This is a genomic window from Polaromonas sp. (assembly GCF_039930745.1).
Lineage (GTDB): Bacteria > Pseudomonadota > Gammaproteobacteria > Burkholderiales > Burkholderiaceae_C > Polaromonas.
The window spans coordinates 45,076-67,877 of record NZ_JBDTTH010000002.1; the positions used below are offsets into that span (position 1 = coordinate 45,076).

Below are 22,802 nucleotides of genomic sequence, written 5' to 3' on the forward strand. Positions count from 1 at the left end.
GAAACGCCATCATTGCGCTGCAAATCCGCGGTCAAAGCAGCTTTAACCCCACATCTCCGCCTGCTTTGCCGCTTGCCTAGAATGTTTGACCTACACGAAAGCAAACCCACCCATGTCTCAGGGAATCATCCGCATTCGCGGCGCGCGTCAGCACAACCTCAAAAACATTGACCTGGATATCCGCACGGGCGAGATGACGGTAGTCACCGGCCCCAGCGGCTCGGGCAAATCGTCGCTGGTCTTTGACACCCTGTTTGCCGAAGGCCAGCGCCGTTACGTGGAGACTTTCTCAGCGTATGCCCGGCAGTTCCTGGACCGCATGGACAAACCGGCGGTGGACAAGGTGGAGGGCGTTCCCCCGGCGATTGCGATTGACCAGACCAATCCGGTGCGTAGTTCCCGTTCGACGGTGGGCACGATGACGGAACTCAATGACCATCTAAAACTTTTGTACGCACGCGCCGCGCAGCTGTTCGACAAAAAAACAGCCCAAGCGGTGCGACATGACACGCCGGAATCGATTTATGCCGAACTGATGGCGCGCACGGCTTCTACCGATCCGAGAGTGGTCATGACCTTCCCGGTAGAGCTGCCCGGCAACACCAGCACCGATGAGGTGACGCAGTGGCTCTCAGCCAGCGGTTTCACGCGGGTGCATGCCGAGCGTGATGTGGCAACGCCGGCAGGACCACACAAGCTGCTTGACGTGGTGGCGGACCGCTTTCGTCTCCAGACTGCGGAAAAGGCCCGCGTGATCGAAGCCATTGAGCTGGCGCTCAAGCGCGGCGGTCGCCTCAATGTTTATGCCCAATCCGCAGAAGAGGGCGCCGTGGACGAAATGTGGCGCTTCTCCACAGGCCTGCATTGCCCCGACAGCGACCTGCGTTACGCCGAGCCCACGCCGTCGCTGTTTTCCTTCAACTCGGCCATGGGCGCTTGCGAAACCTGCCGTGGTTTTGGCCGTGTCATCGGGGTCGACTACGGCCTGGTAATCCCCAACGACAAGCTGACCTTGCGCTCAGGCGCGATCAAGACCTTGCAAACGCCGGCCTGGGCTGAAAACCAGGACGACCTGATGCGCCACGCAGAAGCCGCAGGCGTTCCGCGCGATACACCCTGGTACAAACTCACGCCGGATCAGCAGCACTGGGTGATCCACGGCACGCCGGGCTACAAGAACGGCCAGTGGAAGAAACAGTGGTATGGCATCAAGCGCTTTTTTGCTTACCTGGAAACCAAAGCCTACAAGATGCATATCCGTGTGCTGCTGTCCAAGTACCGCAGCTACACGCCATGCGAAACCTGTGGCGGCGCGCGCCTGAAGCTCGATGCGCTGCTCTGGCGCCTGGGCTCCAAGAGCGCAGCCGACGCTGCACTACCGCCGGAGAAACGCTTCATGCCAGTCGGCGTGGACTGGACTCGCGCCCAGCTTGAAGCCCTGCCAGGCCTGAGCCTGCATGACCTGATGCAGTTGCCGATTGACCGCCTGCGCGAGTTTTTCAACGGCTTGGCACCGGCTGCATTGCAGGACGGCAGCGCACCCGATGCCGAGTTCAAGGCGCTCAAGTCGCTGTTCGAGGAAATCCATACCCGGCTCAAATATTTATGTGACGTCGGCATCGGCTACCTGACGCTGGACCGGCAAAGCCGCACGCTGTCGGGCGGCGAGGTGCAGCGCATCAACCTCACCACGGCACTGGGCACCTCGCTGGTCAACACGCTGTTTGTGCTTGACGAGCCATCCATCGGCCTGCATCCGCGCGACATGAACCGCATTACCCAGGCCATGCACCGCTTGCGTGACGCGGGCAACACGCTGGTGGTGGTCGAGCACGACCCCGCCGTGATGCTGGCGGCCGACCGCATGATCGACATGGGTCCCGGCCCGGGTGAAAAGGGCGGCCAGATTGTTTTTGACGGCACGCCGGAAGACCTCAAACACGCCGACACGCTGACCGGTGCCTACCTTGGCTCGCGCAAGCAGGTGGGCATGGGTTTCAAGCGCCCAGTAACCGACAGCACGCCTCGCCTCATCCTGGAGGGCGCGCGTGACCACAACCTGAAAAACCTGACGGTCGAATTTCCGCTGCAGCGCCTGGTGTGTGTCACAGGTGTCAGCGGCTCCGGAAAATCGACGCTGATGCAGGACATCCTGGCGCCAGCGCTGTTGCGCCAGTTCGGCAAAGCCACCGAAACGCCCGGCCTGCACGACCGGCTGATGGGCGCAGACTATTTGACTGACGTGGTGTTCGTGGACCAGTCGCCGATTGGCAAGACCGCACGTTCCAACCCGGCCAGCTATGTCGGCGCCTGGGATGCGGTGCGTGAGCTGTTCGCGCAGGCGCCGCTGGCTCGCCAGCGCAGTTACACCGCGTCCAAGTTCAGCTTCAACAATGGCGACGGGCGTTGCCCGACCTGTGGCGGCTCGGGCTTCGAGCATGTGGAGATGCAGTTTCTCAGCGACGTCTATTTGCGTTGCCCCGACTGTGATGGCAAGCGTTACCGTCCCGAGATCCTGGAAGTCACCATCGAGCGCAAGGCCATCGGCGACGTGCATCCGCGCCTGATGAATGTGTCCGACGTGCTGGATCTGACGGTCAGCGAGGCCAGCCAGTTGTTCGCACAGGACCGCGAAGTCATTCGCGCACTGCAACCCATCGTCGATGTCGGCCTGGAATACGTCAAGCTGGGGCAGCCGGTGCCGACCCTGTCGGGTGGCGAGGCGCAACGCCTCAAGCTCGCCGGCTTTCTGGCCGGTGCATCGAAAACGGCGAGCAACAGCCGCCAGCCGCTGGCCATCAAAAACATCAACCGCGGCACGCTGTTCCTGTTCGATGAGCCAACCACCGGCCTGCACTTCGACGACATCGCCAAGCTCATGCGGGCGCTGCGCAAACTGCTGGACATTGGCCATTCACTGATCATCATCGAGCACAACCTTGACGTGATCCGCTCGGCCGACTGGCTGATCGACCTCGGCCCCGAAGGTGGCGAAGCCGGCGGCCTGCTGGTGGCCCAGGGAACGCCCGAAGCCGTGCGCGAACATCCGACCTCGCACACCGCGCTGGCGCTGCGCGAATACGAGCAGGCCATGGGCAAGGTGCATGGTGTGGAAGAAGCCCGTGCCAAGGCCTGGACCACGAAACCGGCCTTTTCCAACCTGATCCAGATCGTCAACGCCAAGGAGCACAACCTCAAGAGCCTGTCGGTCAACATTCCGCGCGGCCAGTTCAATGTGGTGACCGGTGTCTCGGGCTCCGGCAAATCGACGCTGGCCTTCGACATTCTGTTCAACGAGGGCCAGCGGCGCTATCTGGAGTCGCTCAACGCTTATGCGCGCAGCATCGTGCAGCCAGCGGGGCGGCCTGAGGTTGATGCGGTGTACGGCATCCCGCCGACGGTGGCGATTGAGCAGCGGCTGTCACGCGGCGGGCGCAAGTCCACCGTTGGCACGACGACGGAGGTCTGGCACTTTTTGCGCCTGCTCTACGTCAAGCTGGGCATCCAGCACTGCACCAAAGACGGCGCGGCGGTCATGCCGCAAAGCCCGGAAAGCATTGCCGCGCAACTACTGAAGGCTTACCGCGGCCAGCATATCGGCCTGCTGGCGCCGCTGGTGATCAACCGCAAGGGTGTCTACACCGAGCTGGCGGACTGGGCGCGGCCGCGCGGCTATACGCACTTACGCATCGACGGCGAGTTTTTGCCGACCACCGGTTTCCCGCGCATTGACCGCTTCAAGGAACACACGGTCGAGCTGCCGATTGCCGACATCCACGTGACACCCGACAACGAGGCCGCCTTGCGCCAGGCACTGGCCACCGCGCTGCAGCACGGCAAGGGCGTGGTACATGTGCTGGCGCCGTTGGATGGCCTGCGCGGCGCGATGATGGCCGGTGTGTCCACGAAGCAGATAGGCAGGCTGCAGGCCTCGTCTACACAGCGTGCCTGCCCGGTGTGCGCCACGTCTTACCCCGAGCTTGACCCGCGCCTGTTCAGCTACAACAGCAAACACGGCTGGTGCCCGGACTGCGTCGGCACCGGCGTCAAGCTCACCAAGGAACAGCGCAAGGTGTTTGACGACTCCGTGCGAGACGACAACAACAAGGGCCGCGAACAGAGCTTTGCCGAGCCGGACGCTGAAGACGTGGTGGACGCCGCCTGTCCAAGCTGCCACGGCACGCGCCTGAATGCGCAGGCGCGCGCGGTGAAGTTCGCCGGCATTGGCATTGCCGACATTGCCGCGCTGTCGGTGACCGATGTGCGCGCCTGGGTCGAAAAGCTGTCGCTGTCGGGGCGTGAAGCCGGCATTGCGCGCGACCTGATTCCCGAAATCAAAAGCCGGCTCGAGTTCCTTGAGGATGTCGGCCTGGGCTACCTGACACTGGACCGCGGCGCACCCACGCTGTCGGGGGGCGAGGCGCAGCGTATCCGGCTGGCTGCGCAGCTGGGCTCCAACCTGCAGGGCGTCTGTTATGTGCTCGACGAGCCGACCATCGGCCTGCACCCGCGCGACAACCAGATCCTGCTGCGTGCGTTGGGCAAACTCAGCGAACGTGGCAACACGCTGGTGGTGGTGGAGCACGACGAAGACACGATTCGCCGTGCCGACAACATCATCGACATCGGCCCCGGTGCCGGCAAACGCGGCGGACGGCTGGTCGGGCAGGGCACGGCGGCGCACCTGGCCACCTTGCCCGATTCACTGACCGGGCGTTACCTGGCGAATCCGCTGATCCATCCGCTGCAGCTTCGCCGCGAGACACGCACAGGCGCTGCTCCGGTAGCTGCCGTGCTGGTGTTGCCCGTTGTGGCCGGCGCCAGGCCTGTGAGCAAGCAGAAGACGGCCGCGTTGAAGGCACAGGCCCTGAAAGCGGCCGCCGCGAGCGCCAGTGCGCTGCACAACGCGGTACCGGCAGCAGCCGGGCCTTTCACCTCCTGGCTGAACGTGGTGGGCGCCGATCTGCACAACCTCAAGAAGGTGTCCGTCACCGTGCCCCTGTACCGGCTGGTCGCGGTCACGGGTGTGTCCGGCTCGGGCAAATCGACACTGGCGCGCGACGTGCTGCTGGCCAATGTGCAGGCCGGCGTGGCGCAACGCTCCACCAGGGCCGGGCGTGATGCTGACGATGCCGGCAAACACCCGGCCTGGACCGGCTGCGAGCGGATCGAGGGTTACGAGGTGGTGGACCGCGTGCTGGAAGTGGACCAGACGCCCATCGGCAAGACGCCACGCTCCTGCCCGGCCACCTACATTGGCTTCTGGGACACCGTGCGCAAGCTGTTTGCCGACACACTGGAAGCCAAGGCGCGCGGGTACAGCGCGGGGCGTTTCAGCTTCAACACCGGCGAGGGCCGCTGCCCGACCTGCGAGGGCGCGGGTGTGCGCACCATAGGCATGAGCTTTTTGCCGGATGTGAAGGTGCTCTGCGAAACCTGCCATGGCGCACGTTTCAACCCCGAGACCCAGGCCGTGACCTGGCGCGGCAAAAACATCGGCGATGTGTTGACCATGGAAGTGGACGAAGCGGTCGAGTTTTTTGCTTCCATGCCTGCCATTGCGCACCCGCTGCAGTTGCTGAAAGACGTGGGCCTGGGGTACCTGACTTTGGGCCAGCCCTCACCGACGCTGTCGGGCGGCGAGGCGCAACGCATCAAGCTGGTGACTGAGCTGTCCAAGGTGCGCGACGACATCACGCGGCGCGGGCAGAAGGCGCCGCACACGCTTTATGTGCTGGACGAGCCCACGGTGGGCCTGCACATGGCCGACGTGGAAAAACTCATCCACGTGCTGCACCGGCTGGTCAATGGTGGACACAGCGTGGTGGTGATCGAACACGACCTCGACGTGGTTGCCGAGGCGGACTGGGTGATTGACCTTGGGCCGGACGGCGGCAACGCTGGCGGTCAAGTGGTGGCGTCTGCGCCGCCGGAAGCGGTGGTGAAGCTGGGCACGGCAACCGGCAAGGCTTTGCAGGGCGTGCTGGAAAGAGTTTGAACAGCCCTGTCGGCGGGGCATAGGCGCAAGCCTGCATTTTGCTATCCAATCGATAGCTGCTTGCCACCGCCCCATAAGGGCTGATGGCCAATTTTACTAATATCCTGTGTCGTAAGTGAGGCGATGTCCCATCGCCTTTATTTGCGGGACCGGACGCTAACCGAGTGGTTTAGACCATCCAGTCTTCCAGTTTCAAGCCAGGGATGCGCTCAAAGTGGCGGGTGTTGTGAGTGACCAGCGTCAGGCCTTCGGCCAGGGCGTGGGCGGCGATCAATGTGTCCATTGCGCCAATGACTTGTCCGCTTTGTTGCAGGTGGGCAGCAATGTCGCCGTACTGGTCGGCGGCAGCGGAAGTCCAGGGTAGCGCGGGATACTCTTGCAATAACAAGCCCACTGCGGCGCGGCGCTTGTCATTGTTATTGAGCAGCGCCAGACCGTAACGTGTTTCCGCACGGGTAATGACGGAAATGGCCACTTCCTGTTTGAGCATGGCTGCCAGCATTCGTCGTTGCAGCGACCCGGGACTGTGCCGTGCAAAGTAACCGAGGATGTTGGTGTCCGCTAAATAACGGATCACTTTTCAGCCCCGTCTTCGGCCTTGCCGGGCTGAGCGGCTTCAGGCCATTCGGCAAACGGGTTGCGTGCAGGTTCGTTGTGGCGGGTGGCGTCAGACAAAAAATCATCCGGTAAAGGGTCGTCTGCAATCATCTTGAACAGCTTTTCAAGGTTGTGCTTGCGCTGTTCTTCGTTTTCTTTGGGCTTGAGTGTGATCTCGCCGGTGACATCATTTTTGGTGATCCACATTTCACTGGTGGTCACCCGAAACGCCTTGGGCAACCGCACAGCCTGGCTGTTGCCGGTGGTAAAGACTTTGGCGGTGGTGAGCATGATGACTCCAAAAGTATATACAAAATCGTAGATACTTTATCATGAATCGGAGGGCCATCCTATCGGGCTGTCTTTGTTTTACCGTGATAGCCCCACCAGATGGACACCCGCGATCACTCAGTTCGATGCGTTTTCAGCAGGGCTGCCGCCACTTCGGCAAAACCCGCGCCGCGCTCTCCGTTGGTGATGTAGCGCGGCTTGTGGCTCAGTTCGGCCTCAAAGCGGCGTATGTTGGCCACGCCCACCGAATGCGGGAAGGCCTCGAACATCAGCTGGTCGTTGGTCGAGTCGCCGACATAAACCCAGCGGTCCATTTCGGTGTCCAGGTCGCGGCCGAACAATTCGCGGACGATCCAGCGCGCGCCTTCCAGCTTGTTGTGCGCACCGAACCAGCCGTTGATGTGGATGGAACTCACCGTCGCGTTCATGCCTTCGCTTTGCATGATCTGCACCGCGCGGGTGATGTCCTCGGGCGGAAGGTGCACAAATTCGCTGTGGTCGATGGCGATGTCGGTTTCACGGCCAGGGCTGTCTTCGGACAGCACAGCGCCGGGCACCTCACGCACCACGCGGCTTGCCACCTGCTGCATGCGTGCGTAGTTGGTCAGCCGTGTTGGCTCGTCCTGCTGATATCTTTTTGATAGCTGTATGTGCCCGCCAGTCAAGGGCTGGAGCCCGATTTGGCTTGAAATCAGCGCCACCGCACCATTTTCAGCAACGATGGCATCAACGGGCCAGCTTTGCGCAAAAGGTTCGCTCCAGCCGACCGGCCGGCCGGTGATGGGAATCACGTGCAGGCCGGCGGCTTTCAGCGCAGCCAGCGCCTGCAGCGCATCGGGCGTGATCGCGCCCTCGGTGGTCAGGGTGTCGTCAATGTCGGTGAAGACGCCGGTGATGGCGCGGCGCTCAGAGGCGGGCCAAGTGCTCAATTCTTGCATCGTGAATTATGTGCCCCCACGTTCGCTCGCTTCGCGTAGCTCTCTGCCCCCCGAGGGGGCCGCTGCGCCTGCGGCCCGGCGAAGCCGGTTCCGCGGCCCCTGCTTGAAAAGAGAAAAGCCCCAACCGTCGCGCACTGCGCGTGGTGCCCTGCCACCCAGGAGGCGCTGCGCCAGCGGCCTGCCGAAGCCAGTTCTGCGGCCCGTGCTGGTGAATTGCTCACGGGTTGGTATAATTCGGCCTTCCTGAGGAGCGTTGCAACCCACGGCATGTGGTCTAGGCTCAGGACTCTCATTTGCAACCACGCTCACCCGCATGTGCTTTCAAGCCGGGTGAGACAACAAACTCCCCGTCCCATTGATGCCTTGTGGCCGTGGCTATTTTGCCCAGTTGACCCCCTGATTTTGGAGTGCCCAAATGAACGCCGTATTGAAACCCGCTACCCCTGACCACGTGATCGCCGACATTTCCCTTGCTGCCTGGGGCCGCAAGGAACTGAACATTGCCCAGACCGAAATGCCCGGCCTGATGGCTATTCGCGAAGAGTTCGCCAAGGCCCAGCCGCTGAAGGGCGCGCGCATCACCGGCTCGCTGCACATGACGATCCAGACCGGCGTGTTGATCGAGACGCTGCAGGCCCTGGGCGCTGACGTGCGATGGGCTTCGTGCAACATCTTCTCCACGCAGGACCACGCCGCCGCTGCAATCGCCGCCGCCGGCACGCCGGTGTTCGCCATCAAGGGTGAGACCCTGGCCGACTACTGGGACTACACCCACCGCATTTTTGAATTCACCGGCGCCAAGGGCACACCCGAAGAAGGCCCGAACATGATCCTGGACGACGGCGGGGATGCAACCTTGCTGATGCACCTGGGCACCAAGGCCGAAAAAGACGCCAGCCTGATCTCCAAGCCCGGCAGCGAAGAAGAAATCTGCCTGTTCAACTCGATCAAGGCCAAGCTCGCGATTGATCCGACCTGGTACAGCCGCCGCCTGAAAAACATCATCGGCGTGACCGAAGAAACCACCACCGGCGTGCTGCGTTTGAACGAGATGTCGGCCAAGGGCACGCTGGCCCTGCGCGCCATCAACGTGAACGATTCCGTCACCAAGTCCAAGTTCGACAACCTTTATGGCTGCCGCGAGTCGCTGGTCGATGCGATCAAGCGCGCGACCGACGTGATGGTCGCCGGCAAGGTGGCTTGCGTGGCCGGTTACGGCGACGTGGGCAAGGGCTCGGCACAAGCGCTGCGCGCACTGAGCGCACAAGTCTGGGTGACCGAGATCGATCCCATCAACGCCCTGCAGGCTGCGATGGAAGGCTACAAGGTCGTGACCATGGAATACGCTGCCGACAAGGCCGACATTTTTGTGTCTGCCACCGGCAACAAGAACGTCATCACCTATGACCACATGGCCAAGATGAAAAACCAGGCCATCGTCTGCAACATCGGCCACTTCGACAATGAAATCGACGTTGCCTCGCTGGAAAAATGCACCTGGGAAGAGATCAAGCCGCAAGTCGACCACGTGATCTTCCCGGACGGCAAACGCATCATCCTGCTGGCCAAGGGCCGCCTGGTCAACCTCGGCTGCGGCACGGGCCATCCGAGCTTCGTGATGTCTTCCAGCTTTGCCAACCAGACCATTGCGCAGATCGAGCTGTTCACCAAGCAGGCCGACTACGAAGTGGGCAAGGTTTATGTGTTGCCGAAACACCTGGACGAAAAAGTCGCGCGCCTGCACCTGAAGAAGGTTGGCGCGATGCTGAGCGAGCTGAGCGATGAGCAGGCTGCGTACATTGGTGTGAGCAAGGCTGGCCCGTACAAGGCAAACACCTACCGCTATTGAGCTGCGCTACTGCGCGGCCGTGATGCGTCGTTGCGGGTCCCGATCGGGCAATCCTCATGCACCTGAAGTGCACTCCGGTTGCCCGACGCCCGCGCCTAGCCTGACGGTCGCTCGCTACGCGCCGAACCACCTGTTGGAGATCCATGCGCGCTGACCTCTTCCTCGTCGACAACGGCTTTGCCGCCACCCGTTCCCAGGCGCAGCGCCTGATCGCTTCGGGCGTGCAGTGGCGCGCCGAAGAAAGCGCCCCCTGGAAGAAGGTCGCCAAGAATGGCGACGAGATTCCGGAAGGCGCCGAGCTGGAGATTCCCGACACCACCGAGGCCAAATACATCTCGCGCGGCGGGCTCAAGCTCGAAGGCGCCCTTAAAAGCACCGGCCTGCAAGTGGCTGGTCTGCGCTGCCTTGACATCGGGCAATCCACCGGCGGTTTTACCGATTGCCTGCTGCAGCAGGGCGCCGTGCAGGTGGTGGGTGTGGACGTGGGCCACGGCCAGCTGCACCCCAGCCTGCGCGAGGACGCTCGTGTGGTGTGTATTGAAGGTCTCAATGCGCGCTCCATGACTGCTATGGATTTGGTAGCTGGTCCTGCCCATGCGGCGGGGGCTGAGGGTGAATTTGATGATGAAAACTTCGACGATGAAGATGTTGAGCCCGTTGAGGCCAACTTCGACTTCCTGACCGGCGACTTGTCTTTCATCTCTCTCACGCTGGTGCTGCCGGCGGTGGTGCGCCTGCTCAAGTCCGGCGGTGATTTGCTGATGCTGGTCAAGCCCCAGTTTGAACTGCAGCCCGGCCAGATCGGCAAGGGCGGCATTGTGCGTGATGCCGTGCATTTCGAATTTGTGGAAAAGCGTTTGCGTGACGCCTGTGCTGCCCTCGGGCTGGACGTGAAAGCCTGGCTGGCGTCGCCGATTGAAGGCGGCGACGGCAACCGCGAGTTTTTCATTCACGCGCTCAAGGGCCAGAGCAACGCCGGCGAAGACCAGCCCTTGCCGGCGGCGCCTCCGCGCAAGGCCGCCAAACGCACACCGCGCAGCGAACTGCGCGCTATGCATGAGGCGCATGAGGACTCTGAAGAGGCACACGCGGGCCAGCACGGCCCGGCGCGCGGCAAACGCCGCGACAAGAAAACCGACAACGAGTGAGATTGACAATGGATCTTCCCATCAGTTTTGAATTTTTTCCGCCCAAGACACCCGAAGGTACCGACAAACTGCGCCTGGCGCGCAAGGCGCTGTACGCCTACAAGCCCGAGTTCTGCTCTGTCACTTTTGGGGCGGGTGGCTCCACGCAGGACGGCACCTTCGGCACCGTTGGTGACATCCTGAAAGAGGGCGTTGATGCGGCCTGTCACTTCTCCTGCGTCGGTGCGACCAAGGCCACGGTGCGCCAGCAGCTGGCTGCGCTGCAGGCCATGGGCGTGAAGCGCCTGGTGGCCCTGCGCGGTGATCTGCCCAGCGGCTACGGCATCGGGGGCGAGTTTCATTACGCGAGCGACCTGGTGGCTTTCATCCGCGAGTTCACCGGTGACGCCTTTCACATCGAGGTGGCGGCCTACCCCGAGATTCACCCGCAGGCCAAATCAGCCGATGCCGACCTGCAGGCGTTTGCCGCCAAGGTCAAGGCCGGCGCCAACTCGGCCATCACCCAGTATTTCTTCAACGCAGACGCCTACTTCCGCTTTGTCGATGACGCGAAAAAGATGGGCCTGGATGTGCCTGTGGTGCCCGGCATCATGCCCATCATCAGCTCCACGCAGCTGATGCGTTTTTCCGATGCCTGTGGTGCGGAAATCCCGCGCTGGATCCGCCTGCGACTGCAGGGCTTTGGCGACGACATCGCTTCCATCAAGAGTTTCGGCCTGGATGTGGTGACCGACCTGTGCGAGCAGCTGCGCAGCGCAGGCGTGCCCGGCATTCATTTCTACACCATGAATCAGGCTCAGGCGACGGTGGAAATCTGCAAGCGGCTGGGATGGTGACTATGGAGCTGATCCGCCTGCGCTGGGCTATCCCCCGCCTTCATTCGGCTGGATGAGGGATTGATTTTGTCTGCCGGCGCTGTCAGGCTCTGGATCTTTGCAAGCCTGCTGGTGCTGTCGTCGGGCTGCACAACCCCACCCGCGTCCGACACCGCGCCTTCAACACCCGCGCCCGGTGCTTCCTCCCGACCGGCTGCCATGCCGCCCGCTGAGGCAGGTGTCCCCGCCGAATCTTCTCCCGTCGCCGCGCCACTGCTGCCGGCCAATGAGGCGCTCACGGAGTTCGAACAGGGAAAAGCTTCCTGGTACGGCCCCCGTTTCAACGGACGCCGCACCGCCAGCGGAGAGCGCTACAACATGCACGAGCTGACAGCGGCGCACAAGACGCTGCCTTTCGGGACACTGGTGCGGGTGCGCAGCCTGGTCAACGGCAAGGAGGTGGATGTGCGCATCACTGACCGCGGACCCTTCAGCCGCGACCGGGTGATCGACCTGAGCCGCGCGGCGGCCGAGGCGCTGGGCATGCTGGGGCTGGGCGTGAAGGACGTGTTGCTGCTGGTGCCGGCGTCAACGCCGCCGGTGGCTGAACCACCGCCTGCGGGAAAGCCTGCGCGCGTCAAAAGGCGCGCGCGCAGTCCGCGCTGAAGACGCGAGGTCAAACAAGGCATGCAGGCCTGAACCGGATCTGCATCACAGACATGGTGAAGCGCACACGACATGGCGCGGCGCCGATCCATGCATGAAATCAGCCTTCAGCCCTTATTCCACGGGCGCGAGTAGCTACCAAATAGATAGTGATCAGCTGTCGGCGCTTTGCTCAGTTGAGAAAAACCACGTCGTCCCGGGCCTGCGGCGGAATCTTGATGGCGATGGCTTTGACCGGGCCACTGGTCACCAGCGTGCCGCCATGCGCTGTGCCTTTGGGAATGACGATCAGCGTGCCGGCTTTGAATTCCTTGCGTTCGCCGCCCAGCCACATCGCGCCGCTTCCTTCGATGATGTACTGGATCTCGTCGGTTTTGGGATGGGTGTGTTTGGCCACGTTGCCGGACTGGATGCCGATGGTGGCGTTGTCGGTACTGACCAGCCCCCGTGCATTCATTTCAGGATTGGGTGTGGCCGGAATATCGCCATGCTTGAGTGCCATGAGATCGATCATCATGGGCGCCAGTGGCGCCGCCTGCGCATGCGCGTCGGACAGCGCGTGGTGCGCGAGCGGCGACACCGCGATTCCGGCCACAAATGCAATGGCAATGGCAAAGCTGAAGGCAGTCTTGGTGTAGCGCATATGTCTCATCCTTGAGGTTGTGGGGAGTTGGCGCGCCAGTATGCGCGGCCGGCGCCTGGTTTGCCAACAGCGCGCATCTGGCCGCGCTGCCCGTTTAAGTATTTACCCGTGGTTGGCCGGTTTTCTGTCGAGTTTGCCCGGCGCCGCACGTCGTACAGGTGAGATGCTTGAAAAGGCGCTCGTTTACCCCCCATTGAAAGGAACCCCATGTCTGCCTCCAGCCCAAAATCTGCCGCCCCCAGCTCCGACCGCGAGCTCGTTCTGACCCGCCTGATAGACGCGCCGCGCGAAAAAGTATTCCAGGCCTGGACTGACCCGGCCCTGATGGTGCAGTGGTTCACCCCCAAGCCGTGGGAAACGGTGCGCGCTGAAACCGATGTGCGGCCGGGCGGTTCCAGTCTGGTCGTGATGCGTGGCCCCGACGGAGTCGAGTTCCCCAACCGCGGGGTCTACCTCGAGGTGGTTCCCAATGAACGCCTGGTGTTCACCGACGCTTTCACCGAAGCCTGGAAGCCATCGGAAAAACCGTTCATGACAGGGGTGCTGACCTTTGAAAACGAAGGCGGCAAGACACGCTACACCGCACGGGTGTTGCACTGGACGGTGGCCGACCGCGAAGCACACGAAAAGATGGGTTTCCACGAAGGCTGGGGCAAAGCCACGGAACAACTGTGCGAGTTGTTGGGCGCGCCCAAGCCCTTGCCCTGAAAATACCCGCTATCGTGACCTGTCACAGGAGGAAAACATGAAACTTCGCGGCCGGGGTCTGTTGTTCGTCGGGTTGGTAGCGCTGCCGTTTGCCGCGCTGGCGCAGGAGAAAATGAATGCGCAACAGGAGCGCGGAAACCATTTCAACGATCCCTTTCTGCAGGTGACGGCCGCCATGCCCGGCTGCCCCGTGCCCGAAGGTCCGATGTTCACGCAGCAACAGGTGCGCGCCGAGGCGCATGTGCGCGCCCAGCACGGCGGCAGCTGCTTTCGCTCGGGCCGCTGCCGTCTGCCCAACTCCTATCTCTACGACCGGGAGATCATTCCCCGCATGGTCAGCTACCTGCAGCAGGATGGGCGCTTCAACAACACCAGCGTCTGGGTGCTCGGCGAGCGGCGGCTGGTGACGCTGATGGGCTGCGTGCAGACACAGGAGCAGGCCAGGGCCATGGAGCAGGCCGTCATGCTGGTCGATGACGTCATGGGCGTGGTCAACTACCTGAGCGTGGGCACCACGGCCAAGCCGAAGTACAGCGTTGCGCCGGCGGCGCCCAAGCCGGCCAGGTGAACGGCCTCAGTCGTCAGTGTCCCGTGCCTGGAACTCGATGCCCCCGATATAGGGGTACAGCAGGTTGTAAACCCAGCACCCGATAGCCACAGACAGATAACCAATCACCAAGTATATGACGGGAAACGCCAGGACGGCTAGCGCCGACATGCCTGCGCCCCGGGGCGCGAAGGGAGCAGCAATCAACATGAAGGGAACCACAAAGACCAGGGAGCTCACGGCCATGAGTACCGCAAAAACCTTGGCGTTCTGGTGCGGAGAAAAGCGTTCGATCTGTTTTTTCATGGTGCGGCGCCTCCATACGCCTGAGGATTAATCAAGGAAAAGACGCGCTCCCGGGGATGTCGCAGGAGATTGTGCCTGCCGGAAAGGGCGTCGCGCTTGTCCGGCGGCAAAATAGCGTGCATCCTGATTGCTATCTTTAGCATAGCTGCTTGTGCCCGCCAATAAAGGGTTGGGACTATATTTGATTCAAAAAATTCTGCCTTTGCGCGCCCCACCTCATGGCAGCCAGGCAGGTCATAACCCGGCCGCCAGCAGAAAAGTCTTTAACTTACTAGAATTTCAGTAATTCCTGAAAATTCAATAAACGACCGCCATGAACCTAGCCCCCCTGACCCAGCGCTTTGTCCTGCACTTCGGGGAAATGGGTAGCCGCTGGGGCATCAACCGCACAGTGGGGCAGATTTACGCGCTGCTGTACGTGTCGCCGCGCGCCCTCAATGCAGACGACATTGGCGAGGCGCTGGCGTTTTCGCGCTCGAATGTCAGCATGGGCCTGAAAGAGCTGCAGTCCTGGAACCTGGTGCGGCTGCAGCACCTGCCCAATGACAGGCGCGAGTATTTCCAGGCGCCCGAAGATGTTTGGGCGATCTTCCGCACGCTGGCGGAGGAGCGGCGCAAGCGCGAGATTGACCCCACCTTGTCCATGCTGCGCGATGCGTTGATGGAGCAGCCCGCCAACCAGGACGACATCCACGCCCAGGCGCGCATGAAGCAGATGCATGACCTGATCGAGCTCATGACCGGCTGGTTGGCCGATGTGCAGAAGATGGACTCGGCCACGCTGATCAAGTTGATGAAGATGGGCGCCAAGGTGCAGAAGCTGCTGGAAATAAAAGACAAGGTGACCGGCTCGGTCAAGGCGGGTTTGACAGGGCGAGCGGCAAGCAACACAGTGGCTGAACAGCCTGACGACAACCGGAGCTGACGATGGATGGATTTGACGCATTCCTGCTGGCGCGCATTCAGTTTGCGGCCAACATCACCTTTCACATCCTGTTCCCGACTATCAGCATCGCGCTGGGCTGGGTGCTGCTGTTTTTCAAGCTGCGTTTTGTCAAGACCAAAGAGCAGCACTGGATGGACGCCTACCAGTTCTGGGTGAAGATCTTCGCGCTGACCTTTGCGCTGGGCGTGGTCAGCGGCATCACCATGAGTTTCCAGTTCGGCACCAACTGGCCGGGCTACATGAACACGGTGGGCAACATCGCCGGGCCGCTGCTGGCCTATGAAGTACTCACCGCGTTTTTCCTCGAAGCCACCATGCTCGGTGTGATGCTCTTCGGGCGCGAGCGGGTCAGCGAGCGCGTGCACACGCTAGCCACCTTCCTGGTCGCCGCCGGCACCACGCTCTCGGCGGTGTGGATTCTGGCGCTGAACTCCTGGATGCAGACGCCGGCCGGTTTTGAAATGATTGAGGGCAAGGCCCATGTGACGAGCTGGCTCGAAGTGATCTTCAACCCGTCATTCCCTTACCGCCTCACCCACATGCTGCTGGCGTCGGGCCTGACGGTGTCTTTCCTGGTGGCGGGGCTGTCGGCCTACCGCTGGCTGAAGCAGGACCGCGGCGCCGATGTGCAGGCCGCACTGCGCACCGGGGTGTACCTCGCGGCCTTCCTGATTCCGCTGCAGATCATCGCCGGCGATCTGCACGGGCTGAACACACTGGAGCACCAGCCGGCCAAAATCGCCGCGATGGAAGGCATCTGGGAAACGCAGAAGGGTGCGCCTGCCGTTTTGTTTGCGCTGCCCAATGCAAGAAGCCGCAGCAACGATTTCGAGATTTCCGTTCCAAAGTTTGCGTCGTTCTACCTCACACACGACTGGAACGGCGAGGTCAAAGGGCTCAATGATTTCGAAGGCAAGCATCCGCCGGTGGCACCGGTGTTCTGGGCTTTTCGCATCATGGTGGGCGTGGGCGTGTTGATGCTGCTGGTGAGCTGGCTCAGCGTCTGGCAGCTCAAACCTTGGGCCCCCACGTTCCCCGCTGCGCGTGGTTCTCTGCCCCCCGGGGGGGCGCTGCGCCTGCGGCCCGGCGAAGCCGGTTCCGCGGCCCCGGCTGGTGAAGAAAGGGGCCCGGCGCTCGACGATTCGCTGGAGACCGCGGCCGCTGCGCGCGAGCTCAAACCGTGGCACGCACGCCTTCTGGTGGGTATGACATTTTCCGGCTGGGTGGCGCTGGTGGCTGGCTGGTACGTGACGGAAATCGGGCGCCAGCCCTGGCTGGTGTCGGGGGTTCTCACCGCTGCCGATGCCGCTTCCAGAGTGCCGGCGGCGCAGATCGGCCTGACGCTCACGCTTTACCTGCTGCTTTATGCCGTGCTGATCACCGCCTATGTGTCGGTGCTGTTCTACCTGGCGCGCAAGGCCCCGACCCCGCATGCGGACGCGCCGATTGAAGCAGCACAGCCGCTGGAGCAGCAGCTCAACCCCGTCAACTACCCGGAAAAGGAGGGCCGCCCGAATGTATGACTTCATTCCCGACCTGAGCCAGCCTGCCGGCTGGATGCCGATTGTCTTTATGGGTGTGATGGGGCTGGCCATGCTGGCCTACGTCATCCTGGATGGTTATGACCTTGGGGTGGGCGTGCTCATGCGGCGCGCCAGCGAAGACGACAAGGACACCATGATCGCCAGCATCGGGCCCTTCTGGGATGCCAATGAAACCTGGCTGGTGTTGGGCATAGGCATCCTGCTGACGGTATTTCCACTGGCGCATGGCGAGATCCTGGGGGCGCTTTACCTGCCGGTGGCGCTGATGCTGGTCGGCCTGACGCTGCGCGGCGTGGCCTTCGACTTTCGTGTCAAGGCGCGGGCGCAGTACAAGCCAGCCTGGAACCGTGCTTTTTTTGCCGGCTCGCTGCTGGCGAGCTGGAGCCAGGGCTACATGCTGGGCGCGCTGGTCACCGGCTTTGCCGGCGACATCTGGTCCATGCTCTTCAGCGCCGCCATCGGGCTGGCGCTGGTGGCGGCCTATTGCCTGCTTGGCGCGGGCTGGCTCATCATCAAGACCGAGGGCGCGCTGCAACTGCAGGCCGTCAAATGGGCGCGCGCCAGTCTGTGGTTTACCGCGGCGGGCATTGCAGCCATTTCGCTGGCCACGCCGCTGGTCAGCCAGTCCATCTTCGACAAATGGTTTGCCTTTCCCTACATCGTGCTGCTGCTGCCGATACCGTTGACGACCCTGATCCTGCTGCTGGTCATCGGCCGCAGCCTGCGCCGCCTGCCGGTGCGGCTGGCGCAGGGCAACGAGTACGGGGCCTGGGTGCCTTTCGGTGCCACCGTGGGTGTTTTCCTGCTCGCTTTTTACGGGCTGGCCTACAGCCTGTTCCCCTGGCTGGTGATTGACCGCATCCATCTCTGGCAAGGCACGACCTCGCCCGGCTCCATGGGCGTGATTCTCGCGGGCGCACTGGTGGTGCTGCCCATGATTGTTGGCTACACGGTGTTTGCCTACCGGGTGTTCTGGGGCAAGAGCACGACGCTGAAATATTAGAGCCCTGTCATCACATAAATCGCGGGGGTGATTCATAGGATGACAGGCCTAGTGGCCTCTAACGCTGTAACGCTGAAACCAGAAGTCGCTGCCCGCGCGATACAGGGCACGCTGCGGCGTTGCAAATGCGCGCGACGCCTGAGGCATCGCTGTGCTTTGCGCCTTGCATCGCACCCCGTCTCACGCGGTCCTCGCCTCCTATTTCAACGTTACAGGCCACTAGTACTCGAATACCCCCGATGCGGCACGAGGGGAGGGATTGTATGATCAGCAGATTTACCGCACGACTGCAGCATCACCCGCCATGAGAGCACAGGCCAAGTACAACGCATCACTTATGTCCGCTGCCGGTTTGTCAGACGCACAAAAGCAGGCAGCGGAAGAAAAATTCGTGGAGGTGCTGGAGCACACCTTCGGTGGTGGCTCGGCCGTGCGGGGCGCCTATTGCGAATGGCTGGCCGCGCGTTCCCTGATCGCCGAAAACCCCTCCCAAGCCAGCGCCCCCGAAGAACTGCAGGCCATCAGCCGCTGGGAACAAGCCGCTGAAGCGGCCACCCGCTCAGTGTTCCGCCAGCTGAAAATTGGCGAAACCGGTGCCTTTTTTGAACTCCACGTCTGGAATTCAAGAACCCACTGACAGCACCCTCTGCCGTCGCGCTCAAATGCACGCGACTGTCGGAACTCCTCTCTTTCCAAGCAGGGGCCGCGGGTCCGGCTCCGCCGGCCCGCAGGCGCAGCGGCCCTCTCGGGGGGCAGCGACCCACACGCAGTGAGGGAGCGTGGGGGCTTTCAATTCAAGCAGGGGACGCGGATCTGGCTCTGCCAGTCCGCAGGCGCAGCGGCCCCCTCGGGGGGGCAGAGCGCTACGCGAAGCGAGCAACCGTGGGGGCCAGTCAGCGGTCGTCATAACTGATGCGCACGTGCTCGCTCAGCGGCCGGGCCTGGCAGCTCAGTACAAAGCCTTTGTCCACTTCCCAGCTTTCCAGCGTGAAGTTCTTTTCCATGGCCACTTGTCCTTCGAGCACCTTCGCGCGGCAGGTGCAGCAGACGCCGCCCTTGCAGCTGTAGGGCAGGTCCAGCCCGGCGGCCAGCGCCACGTCGAGCACACGTTCGTGCGCATGCATGCGCAATTCGTGCGCCTTGCCGTCAAGCTGCACCGACAGGCGGATGGCACCGGTGTCGCCGCCATTTTTTAAGTCCTTTTGGCCTACAGCCCCCGTCCCTTCTGCCCTGGTAGCTCCTGATTTCATAGCGATGGTGGGTTGCGCTGCGCTGGTGAAACGCTCGGCGTGGATGCGCTCCCGCGGCACGCCGGCCGCCAGCAGGGCCTGCTCGCAGGCTTCGATCATGGCCTCGGGGCCGCAGACAAAGGTTTCATCGATGCTGGCTGGAGGGATCAGGGTTGCCAGCAGTTCGCTGACCTTGGCGCGGTCGAGCCGGCCATTGAATAGCGCGACTTCCTGCGACTGGCGCGAAAGCAGGTGAATCAATGTCAGCCGCGCCGGGTAGCGGTCTTTCAGGTCCTGCAGCGCTTCGTTGAACAAGATGCTGCCGGTGCGCTGGTTGCAGTACACCAGCGTGAAGGTGGCTTCCGGCTCGCCCGCCAGCGTGCTGGCAATGATGGACAGCAGCGGTGTGATGCCCGAGCCGGCGGCCCAGCCGACGCGGTGCACGGCGCCGCTCAGGCGTGGCGTGAAGCGGCCTTCCGGCGGCATCACCTCCAGCGTGTCGCCGGCCTGCAGCTGGGTGGCCCAATTGGAAAAAACACCGCCTTCGACCGGCTTGATGCCGACCTCGATACTCTGTTCGGCGGCCAGTCGCTGCGTGCTGCTGCAGATCGAATAACTGCGGCGCACCGCCTCGCCATCTATCGTCGCCCTAAGCGTGAGGAACTGCCCCGGCGTGAAGCCGTACATTTCGCGCAAATCGGGTGGAATGGCAAAACTGACGGCCACGGCACCGGCCGCTTCGGGCGAGACGCGTGTGATGACCAGCGGGTGGAAGTGGGGAACGGACATGGGGTGAGTCTCAGTAGCAGGAGCCGCCGCCGCGTGGCGCAGTGAGCAACCGTGGGGGCATCAATAACTTTTGAAATAGTCAAACGGCTCCAGGCAGTCCAGGCATTTGTACAGCGCCTTGCAGGCCGTGGAGCCGAAGTGCGAGGTTTCGGTGGTGTTGACCGAGCCGCATTGGGGGCAGGCCACGGCATCCGCGGCCTGGTGTCTGGGTGCGAAACGGACCACCTTGTCGCTGCCGCGCGTGGTGGTATGCGGCGGCGCAATGCCATAGCTGCGCAGCTTGTCCTTGGCGGCCGCGCTCATCCAGTCGGTGGTCCAGGCCGGCGCCAGCTGTGTGGTGATGCGCGCAGAGAGCTGGTGCTGCGCCAGCGCGGCGCGAATGTCGTCCTCGATCTGGCTCATGGCGGGGCAGCCGCTGTAGGTCGGCGTGATGATGACTTCCACTCCATCACTGACATGGCGCACATCGCGCAGGATGCCCAGCTCACGGATGGACACCACCGGGATCTCCGGGTCGGGCACGGCTTCGAGCACGTCCCAGACCTGCTGCAGGGTGTTCATCACCACCACCTTCCCGCTTGCGGAAGGTGTTTCATAACAGCTCTCTGGAGCTCGTGGTGGGCGCGAAGTACTCACCATAGAGCGTCCGGGTGGGCGCGCGCCAGGCTTTGCATCTCGGCCAGCAGCGGTGCCAGGTGTTCGCTGTGTTGTCCGTCTTTTCCCTGCGGTGGTCCGGCATGGAGCGCAGGACGTTGCAGGCCGGCTTCCTGCAGGGCGTCGTTGACCAGTTCGTCCCAGTCGCTTTTCAGCGCGGCGACATCGATGGCGCGGCCTTTCGTATCTGCTACTGTTTCGATAGCTGCTGGCGCCCAGTATTCCTGGGTGTAAGGCATTAAATGCTTCAAGGCGACCCGTGTGCGGGCATGTGATTCAGGGGTGCCGTCGCCCAGGCGCACCAGCCAGTCGCGCGAGTGGCGGAAGTGGTAACGCACTTCCTTGAATGACTTGCCGGCGATCGCTGCGAGCTGTGCGTCTGCTGATTTTTGCAGCGCCTCCCACAGCAGCAGCATCAGCGCGCTGTAGAGGAAATTGCGGACGATGGTCACCGCGTAGTCGCGTTCCGAAGCACCAGACGCATGCGGAAGTTCCAGCAGGGTGTAGTTGCGGAAGTCGGTGGCATCGCGGAAATAGGCCAGCGAATCTTCCGTTGCATCTTCTCCCGCTACCACAGCGGCATGCCGGTACAACATGCGCGCCTGGCCGATCAGGTCCAGGCTCATGTTGGCCAGCGCAATATCTTCCTCCAGCACCGGGCCGTTGCCGCACCACTCGGCGTTGCGCTGGCCGAGCACCAGCGCGTTGTCGGCCAGGTGCAGCAGGTAGTCCAGGGAGGCCGTCGCAACGGGGGCTTCAACGGTTTTCACATGTGGCCCACTTCGTCAGGAATCTCGTAGAAGGTCGGGTGGCGGTAGATCTTGTCGGCCATGGGTTCAAAAAACGCGGCCTTGTCGTCCGGCTCGCTGGCGGTGATGGTGTTGGACGGCACCACCCAGATGCTCACACCCTCCTGGCGGCGTGTGTAGACGTCGCGCGCCATCTGCAGCGCCTGCTGTGCATCGGTAGCGTGCAGGCTGCCGCAATGCTTGTGTTCCAAGCCCTGTTTGCTGCGCACGAAGACCTCCCACAGGGGCCACTCCTTATGTGTCGTCATGCTGCCTCCTTCATGGCGCGGGCGCTTTGTTTGGCTGCATGCGCCTGCGCGGCATCACGCACCCACTGGCCGTCCTCATGCGCTTTCACGCGGTTGGCCAGCCGCTCCTTGTTGCAGGGGCCGTTGCCGTTGACGACGGCCCAGAAATCGTCCCAATCAATCGCGCCGTAGTCATGTTGCTGGCGCGCTTCGTTCCATTTCAGATCGGGGTCTGGCAGCGTGACGCCGAGAATGGCAGCCTGCGGCACGGTCGCGTCAACAAATTTTTGGCGCAAATCGTCATTCGAAATGCGCTTGATGCCCCAGCGCATGCCCTGCGCGCCGTTGGTGCTGTCGGCATCGGGTGGGCCGAACATGGCCAGCACCGGCCACCACCAGCGGTTCACGGCGTCCTGCACCATGGCGCGCTGCTCGGGTGTGCCCTGCATCTGCACCATCAGGCTTTCGAAGCCCTGGCGCTGGTGAAAACTTTCTTCCTTGCAGATGCGGATCATGGCGCGTGCGTAGGGGCCGTAGGAGCAGCGGCAGATCGGCACCTGGTTCATGATGGCCGCGCCATCGACCAGCCAGCCGATCACGCCGACGTCAGCCCACTGCAGCGTCGGGTAGTTGAAGATCGAGCTGTACTTGGCCTTGCCGGTGTGCAGAGCATCAAGAAGCGTGTCGCGGCCCACGCCCAGGGTTTCGGCAGCTGAATAGAGGTAGAGGCCGTGGCCGCCTTCGTCCTGCACCTTGGCCAGCAGGATCGCCTTGCGTTTGAGCGAGGGCGCGCGCGAGATCCAGTTGCCTTCGGGCTGCATGCCGATGATTTCGCTGTGCGCGTGCTGGCTGATCTGGCGCACCAGGGTGCGGCGATAGGCTTCTGGCATCCAGTCTTGCGGCTCGATTTTCTGGTCGGCATCGATTTTTTCGTCGAAGCGGGTTTGCAGCGCGTCGGGCGTGGAGACCGACGCCAAGGCCGGGGCCTGCGAATCGGGTACGTCGAGTGATTGTGTGTACATGTCTTGTCTCCTGTCGCCCGTCCTGCAGGACGGTGATGAGTCCCAGTATAGCAATTAACCGACCGAACGGTCG

At 62.6% G+C, this 22,802-nt stretch carries 21 protein-coding genes and 1 riboswitch; of the genes, 11 read left to right on the forward strand and 10 right to left on the reverse strand.

What is annotated here, in order from left to right; translation table 11 throughout:
- Positions 1-112: 112 nt before the first annotated feature.
- Positions 113-5,998 (forward strand): excinuclease ABC subunit UvrA, encoded by a 5,886-nt coding sequence (gene uvrA, locus ABI660_RS01330; protein ID WP_348064168.1) that lies wholly within the window; start codon positions 113-115, stop codon positions 5,996-5,998.
- Between the two features lie 169 nt (positions 5,999-6,167).
- On the opposite strand, the gene ABI660_RS01335 is transcribed toward uvrA, so the two are convergent.
- From ABI660_RS01335 to ABI660_RS01345, 3 genes are all read right to left on the reverse strand, one after another.
- On the reverse strand, positions 6,168-6,575 hold the full coding sequence (locus tag ABI660_RS01335) for a type II toxin-antitoxin system VapC family toxin (RefSeq protein ID WP_348064170.1): 408 nt from the start codon (positions 6,573-6,575) through the stop codon (positions 6,168-6,170).
- Entirely contained in the window at positions 6,572-6,886 is a 315-nt protein-coding gene (locus tag ABI660_RS01340) for an AbrB/MazE/SpoVT family DNA-binding domain-containing protein (RefSeq protein ID WP_348064171.1), read from the reverse strand. The genes ABI660_RS01335 and ABI660_RS01340 overlap by 4 nt, the downstream gene beginning before the upstream one ends.
- A gap of 113 nt (positions 6,887-6,999) precedes the next feature.
- Positions 7,000-7,824: an HAD-IIB family hydrolase gene (locus ABI660_RS01345; RefSeq protein ID WP_348064172.1), complete on the reverse strand. Its 825-nt coding sequence runs from the start codon at positions 7,822-7,824 to the stop codon at positions 7,000-7,002.
- A 239-nt stretch (positions 7,825-8,063) separates the two neighbouring features.
- Positions 8,064-8,138: riboswitch (S-adenosyl-L-homocysteine riboswitch) on the forward strand.
- A gap of 101 nt (positions 8,139-8,239) precedes the next feature.
- Here ABI660_RS01345 and ahcY point away from each other — a divergent pair.
- The 4 genes from ahcY to ABI660_RS01365 all read left to right on the forward strand — a co-directional run bounded on the left by ahcY (position 8,240) and on the right by ABI660_RS01365 (position 12,302).
- A complete protein-coding gene (gene ahcY, locus ABI660_RS01350) occupies positions 8,240-9,673 on the forward strand; it encodes an adenosylhomocysteinase (RefSeq protein ID WP_348064174.1) in 1,434 nt (477 codons plus the stop codon).
- Positions 9,674-9,816: 143 nt separating this feature from the next.
- Positions 9,817-10,821: a TlyA family RNA methyltransferase gene (locus ABI660_RS01355; RefSeq protein WP_348064175.1), complete on the forward strand. Its 1,005-nt coding sequence runs from the start codon at positions 9,817-9,819 to the stop codon at positions 10,819-10,821.
- 8 nt (positions 10,822-10,829) lie between these two features.
- A complete protein-coding gene (metF, locus tag ABI660_RS01360) occupies positions 10,830-11,657 on the forward strand; it encodes a methylenetetrahydrofolate reductase [NAD(P)H] (protein ID WP_348064177.1) in 828 nt (275 codons plus the stop codon).
- Positions 11,658-11,717: 60 nt separating this feature from the next.
- Positions 11,718-12,302: a septal ring lytic transglycosylase RlpA family protein gene (locus ABI660_RS01365; RefSeq protein WP_348064178.1), complete on the forward strand. Its 585-nt coding sequence runs from the start codon at positions 11,718-11,720 to the stop codon at positions 12,300-12,302.
- A gap of 172 nt (positions 12,303-12,474) precedes the next feature.
- Here ABI660_RS01365 and ABI660_RS01370 read toward each other — a convergent pair whose 3' ends face one another.
- On the reverse strand, positions 12,475-12,945 hold the full coding sequence (locus ABI660_RS01370; RefSeq protein WP_348064180.1) for a cupin domain-containing protein: 471 nt from the start codon (positions 12,943-12,945) through the stop codon (positions 12,475-12,477).
- A gap of 207 nt (positions 12,946-13,152) precedes the next feature.
- On the opposite strand from ABI660_RS01370, the gene ABI660_RS01375 reads away from it, so the two are divergent.
- Both ABI660_RS01375 and ABI660_RS01380 read left to right on the forward strand, forming a co-directional pair.
- Entirely contained in the window at positions 13,153-13,653 is a 501-nt protein-coding gene (locus ABI660_RS01375; RefSeq protein ID WP_348064182.1) for an SRPBCC family protein, read from the forward strand.
- A gap of 112 nt (positions 13,654-13,765) precedes the next feature.
- Complete coding sequence (locus ABI660_RS01380; protein WP_348064333.1) at positions 13,766-14,221, forward strand: BON domain-containing protein; 456 nt, start codon at positions 13,766-13,768, stop codon at positions 14,219-14,221.
- Between the two features lie 6 nt (positions 14,222-14,227).
- Here ABI660_RS01380 and ABI660_RS01385 read toward each other — a convergent pair whose 3' ends face one another.
- Positions 14,228-14,506, reverse strand: a complete 279-nt coding sequence (locus ABI660_RS01385) for a hypothetical protein (protein ID WP_348064184.1) — start codon at positions 14,504-14,506, stop codon at positions 14,228-14,230.
- Positions 14,507-14,819: 313 nt separating this feature from the next.
- Here ABI660_RS01385 and ABI660_RS01390 point away from each other — a divergent pair, with 313 nt between their 5' ends.
- The 4 genes from ABI660_RS01390 to ABI660_RS01405 all read left to right on the forward strand — a co-directional run bounded on the left by ABI660_RS01390 (position 14,820) and on the right by ABI660_RS01405 (position 18,636).
- Complete coding sequence (locus ABI660_RS01390) at positions 14,820-15,431, forward strand: GbsR/MarR family transcriptional regulator (protein ID WP_348064186.1); 612 nt, start codon at positions 14,820-14,822, stop codon at positions 15,429-15,431.
- 2 nt (positions 15,432-15,433) lie between these two features.
- Positions 15,434-16,975: a cytochrome ubiquinol oxidase subunit I gene (locus tag ABI660_RS01395; protein ID WP_348064188.1), complete on the forward strand. Its 1,542-nt coding sequence runs from the start codon at positions 15,434-15,436 to the stop codon at positions 16,973-16,975.
- Positions 16,968-17,999, forward strand: a complete 1,032-nt coding sequence (locus ABI660_RS01400) for a cytochrome d ubiquinol oxidase subunit II (protein ID WP_348064190.1) — start codon at positions 16,968-16,970, stop codon at positions 17,997-17,999. Before ABI660_RS01395 ends, ABI660_RS01400 begins: the two co-directional genes overlap by 8 nt.
- Before the next feature lie 304 nt (positions 18,000-18,303).
- Positions 18,304-18,636 (forward strand): hypothetical protein, encoded by a 333-nt coding sequence (locus ABI660_RS01405; RefSeq protein ID WP_348064192.1) that lies wholly within the window; start codon positions 18,304-18,306, stop codon positions 18,634-18,636.
- 256 nt (positions 18,637-18,892) lie between these two features.
- Here the strand turns inward: ABI660_RS01405 and paaE are convergent, their stop codons facing one another.
- The 5 genes from paaE to paaA form a co-directional block, all read right to left on the reverse strand.
- Positions 18,893-20,017: a 1,2-phenylacetyl-CoA epoxidase subunit PaaE gene (paaE, locus tag ABI660_RS01410; RefSeq protein WP_348064194.1), complete on the reverse strand. Its 1,125-nt coding sequence runs from the start codon at positions 20,015-20,017 to the stop codon at positions 18,893-18,895.
- A gap of 60 nt (positions 20,018-20,077) precedes the next feature.
- Positions 20,078-20,578: a 1,2-phenylacetyl-CoA epoxidase subunit PaaD gene (gene paaD, locus ABI660_RS01415; protein WP_348064196.1), complete on the reverse strand. Its 501-nt coding sequence runs from the start codon at positions 20,576-20,578 to the stop codon at positions 20,078-20,080.
- Between the two features lie 71 nt (positions 20,579-20,649).
- A complete protein-coding gene (gene paaC / locus ABI660_RS01420) occupies positions 20,650-21,441 on the reverse strand; it encodes a 1,2-phenylacetyl-CoA epoxidase subunit PaaC (RefSeq protein ID WP_348064198.1) in 792 nt (263 codons plus the stop codon).
- Positions 21,438-21,728, reverse strand: coding sequence for a 1,2-phenylacetyl-CoA epoxidase subunit PaaB (paaB, locus tag ABI660_RS01425; RefSeq protein ID WP_348064200.1), 291 nt, complete (start codon positions 21,726-21,728; stop codon positions 21,438-21,440). The genes paaC and paaB overlap by 4 nt, the downstream gene beginning before the upstream one ends.
- Positions 21,725-22,729 (reverse strand): 1,2-phenylacetyl-CoA epoxidase subunit PaaA, encoded by a 1,005-nt coding sequence (gene paaA, locus ABI660_RS01430; RefSeq protein ID WP_348064202.1) that lies wholly within the window; start codon positions 22,727-22,729, stop codon positions 21,725-21,727. Before paaA ends, paaB begins: the two co-directional genes overlap by 4 nt.
- Positions 22,730-22,802 lie beyond the last annotated feature (73 nt).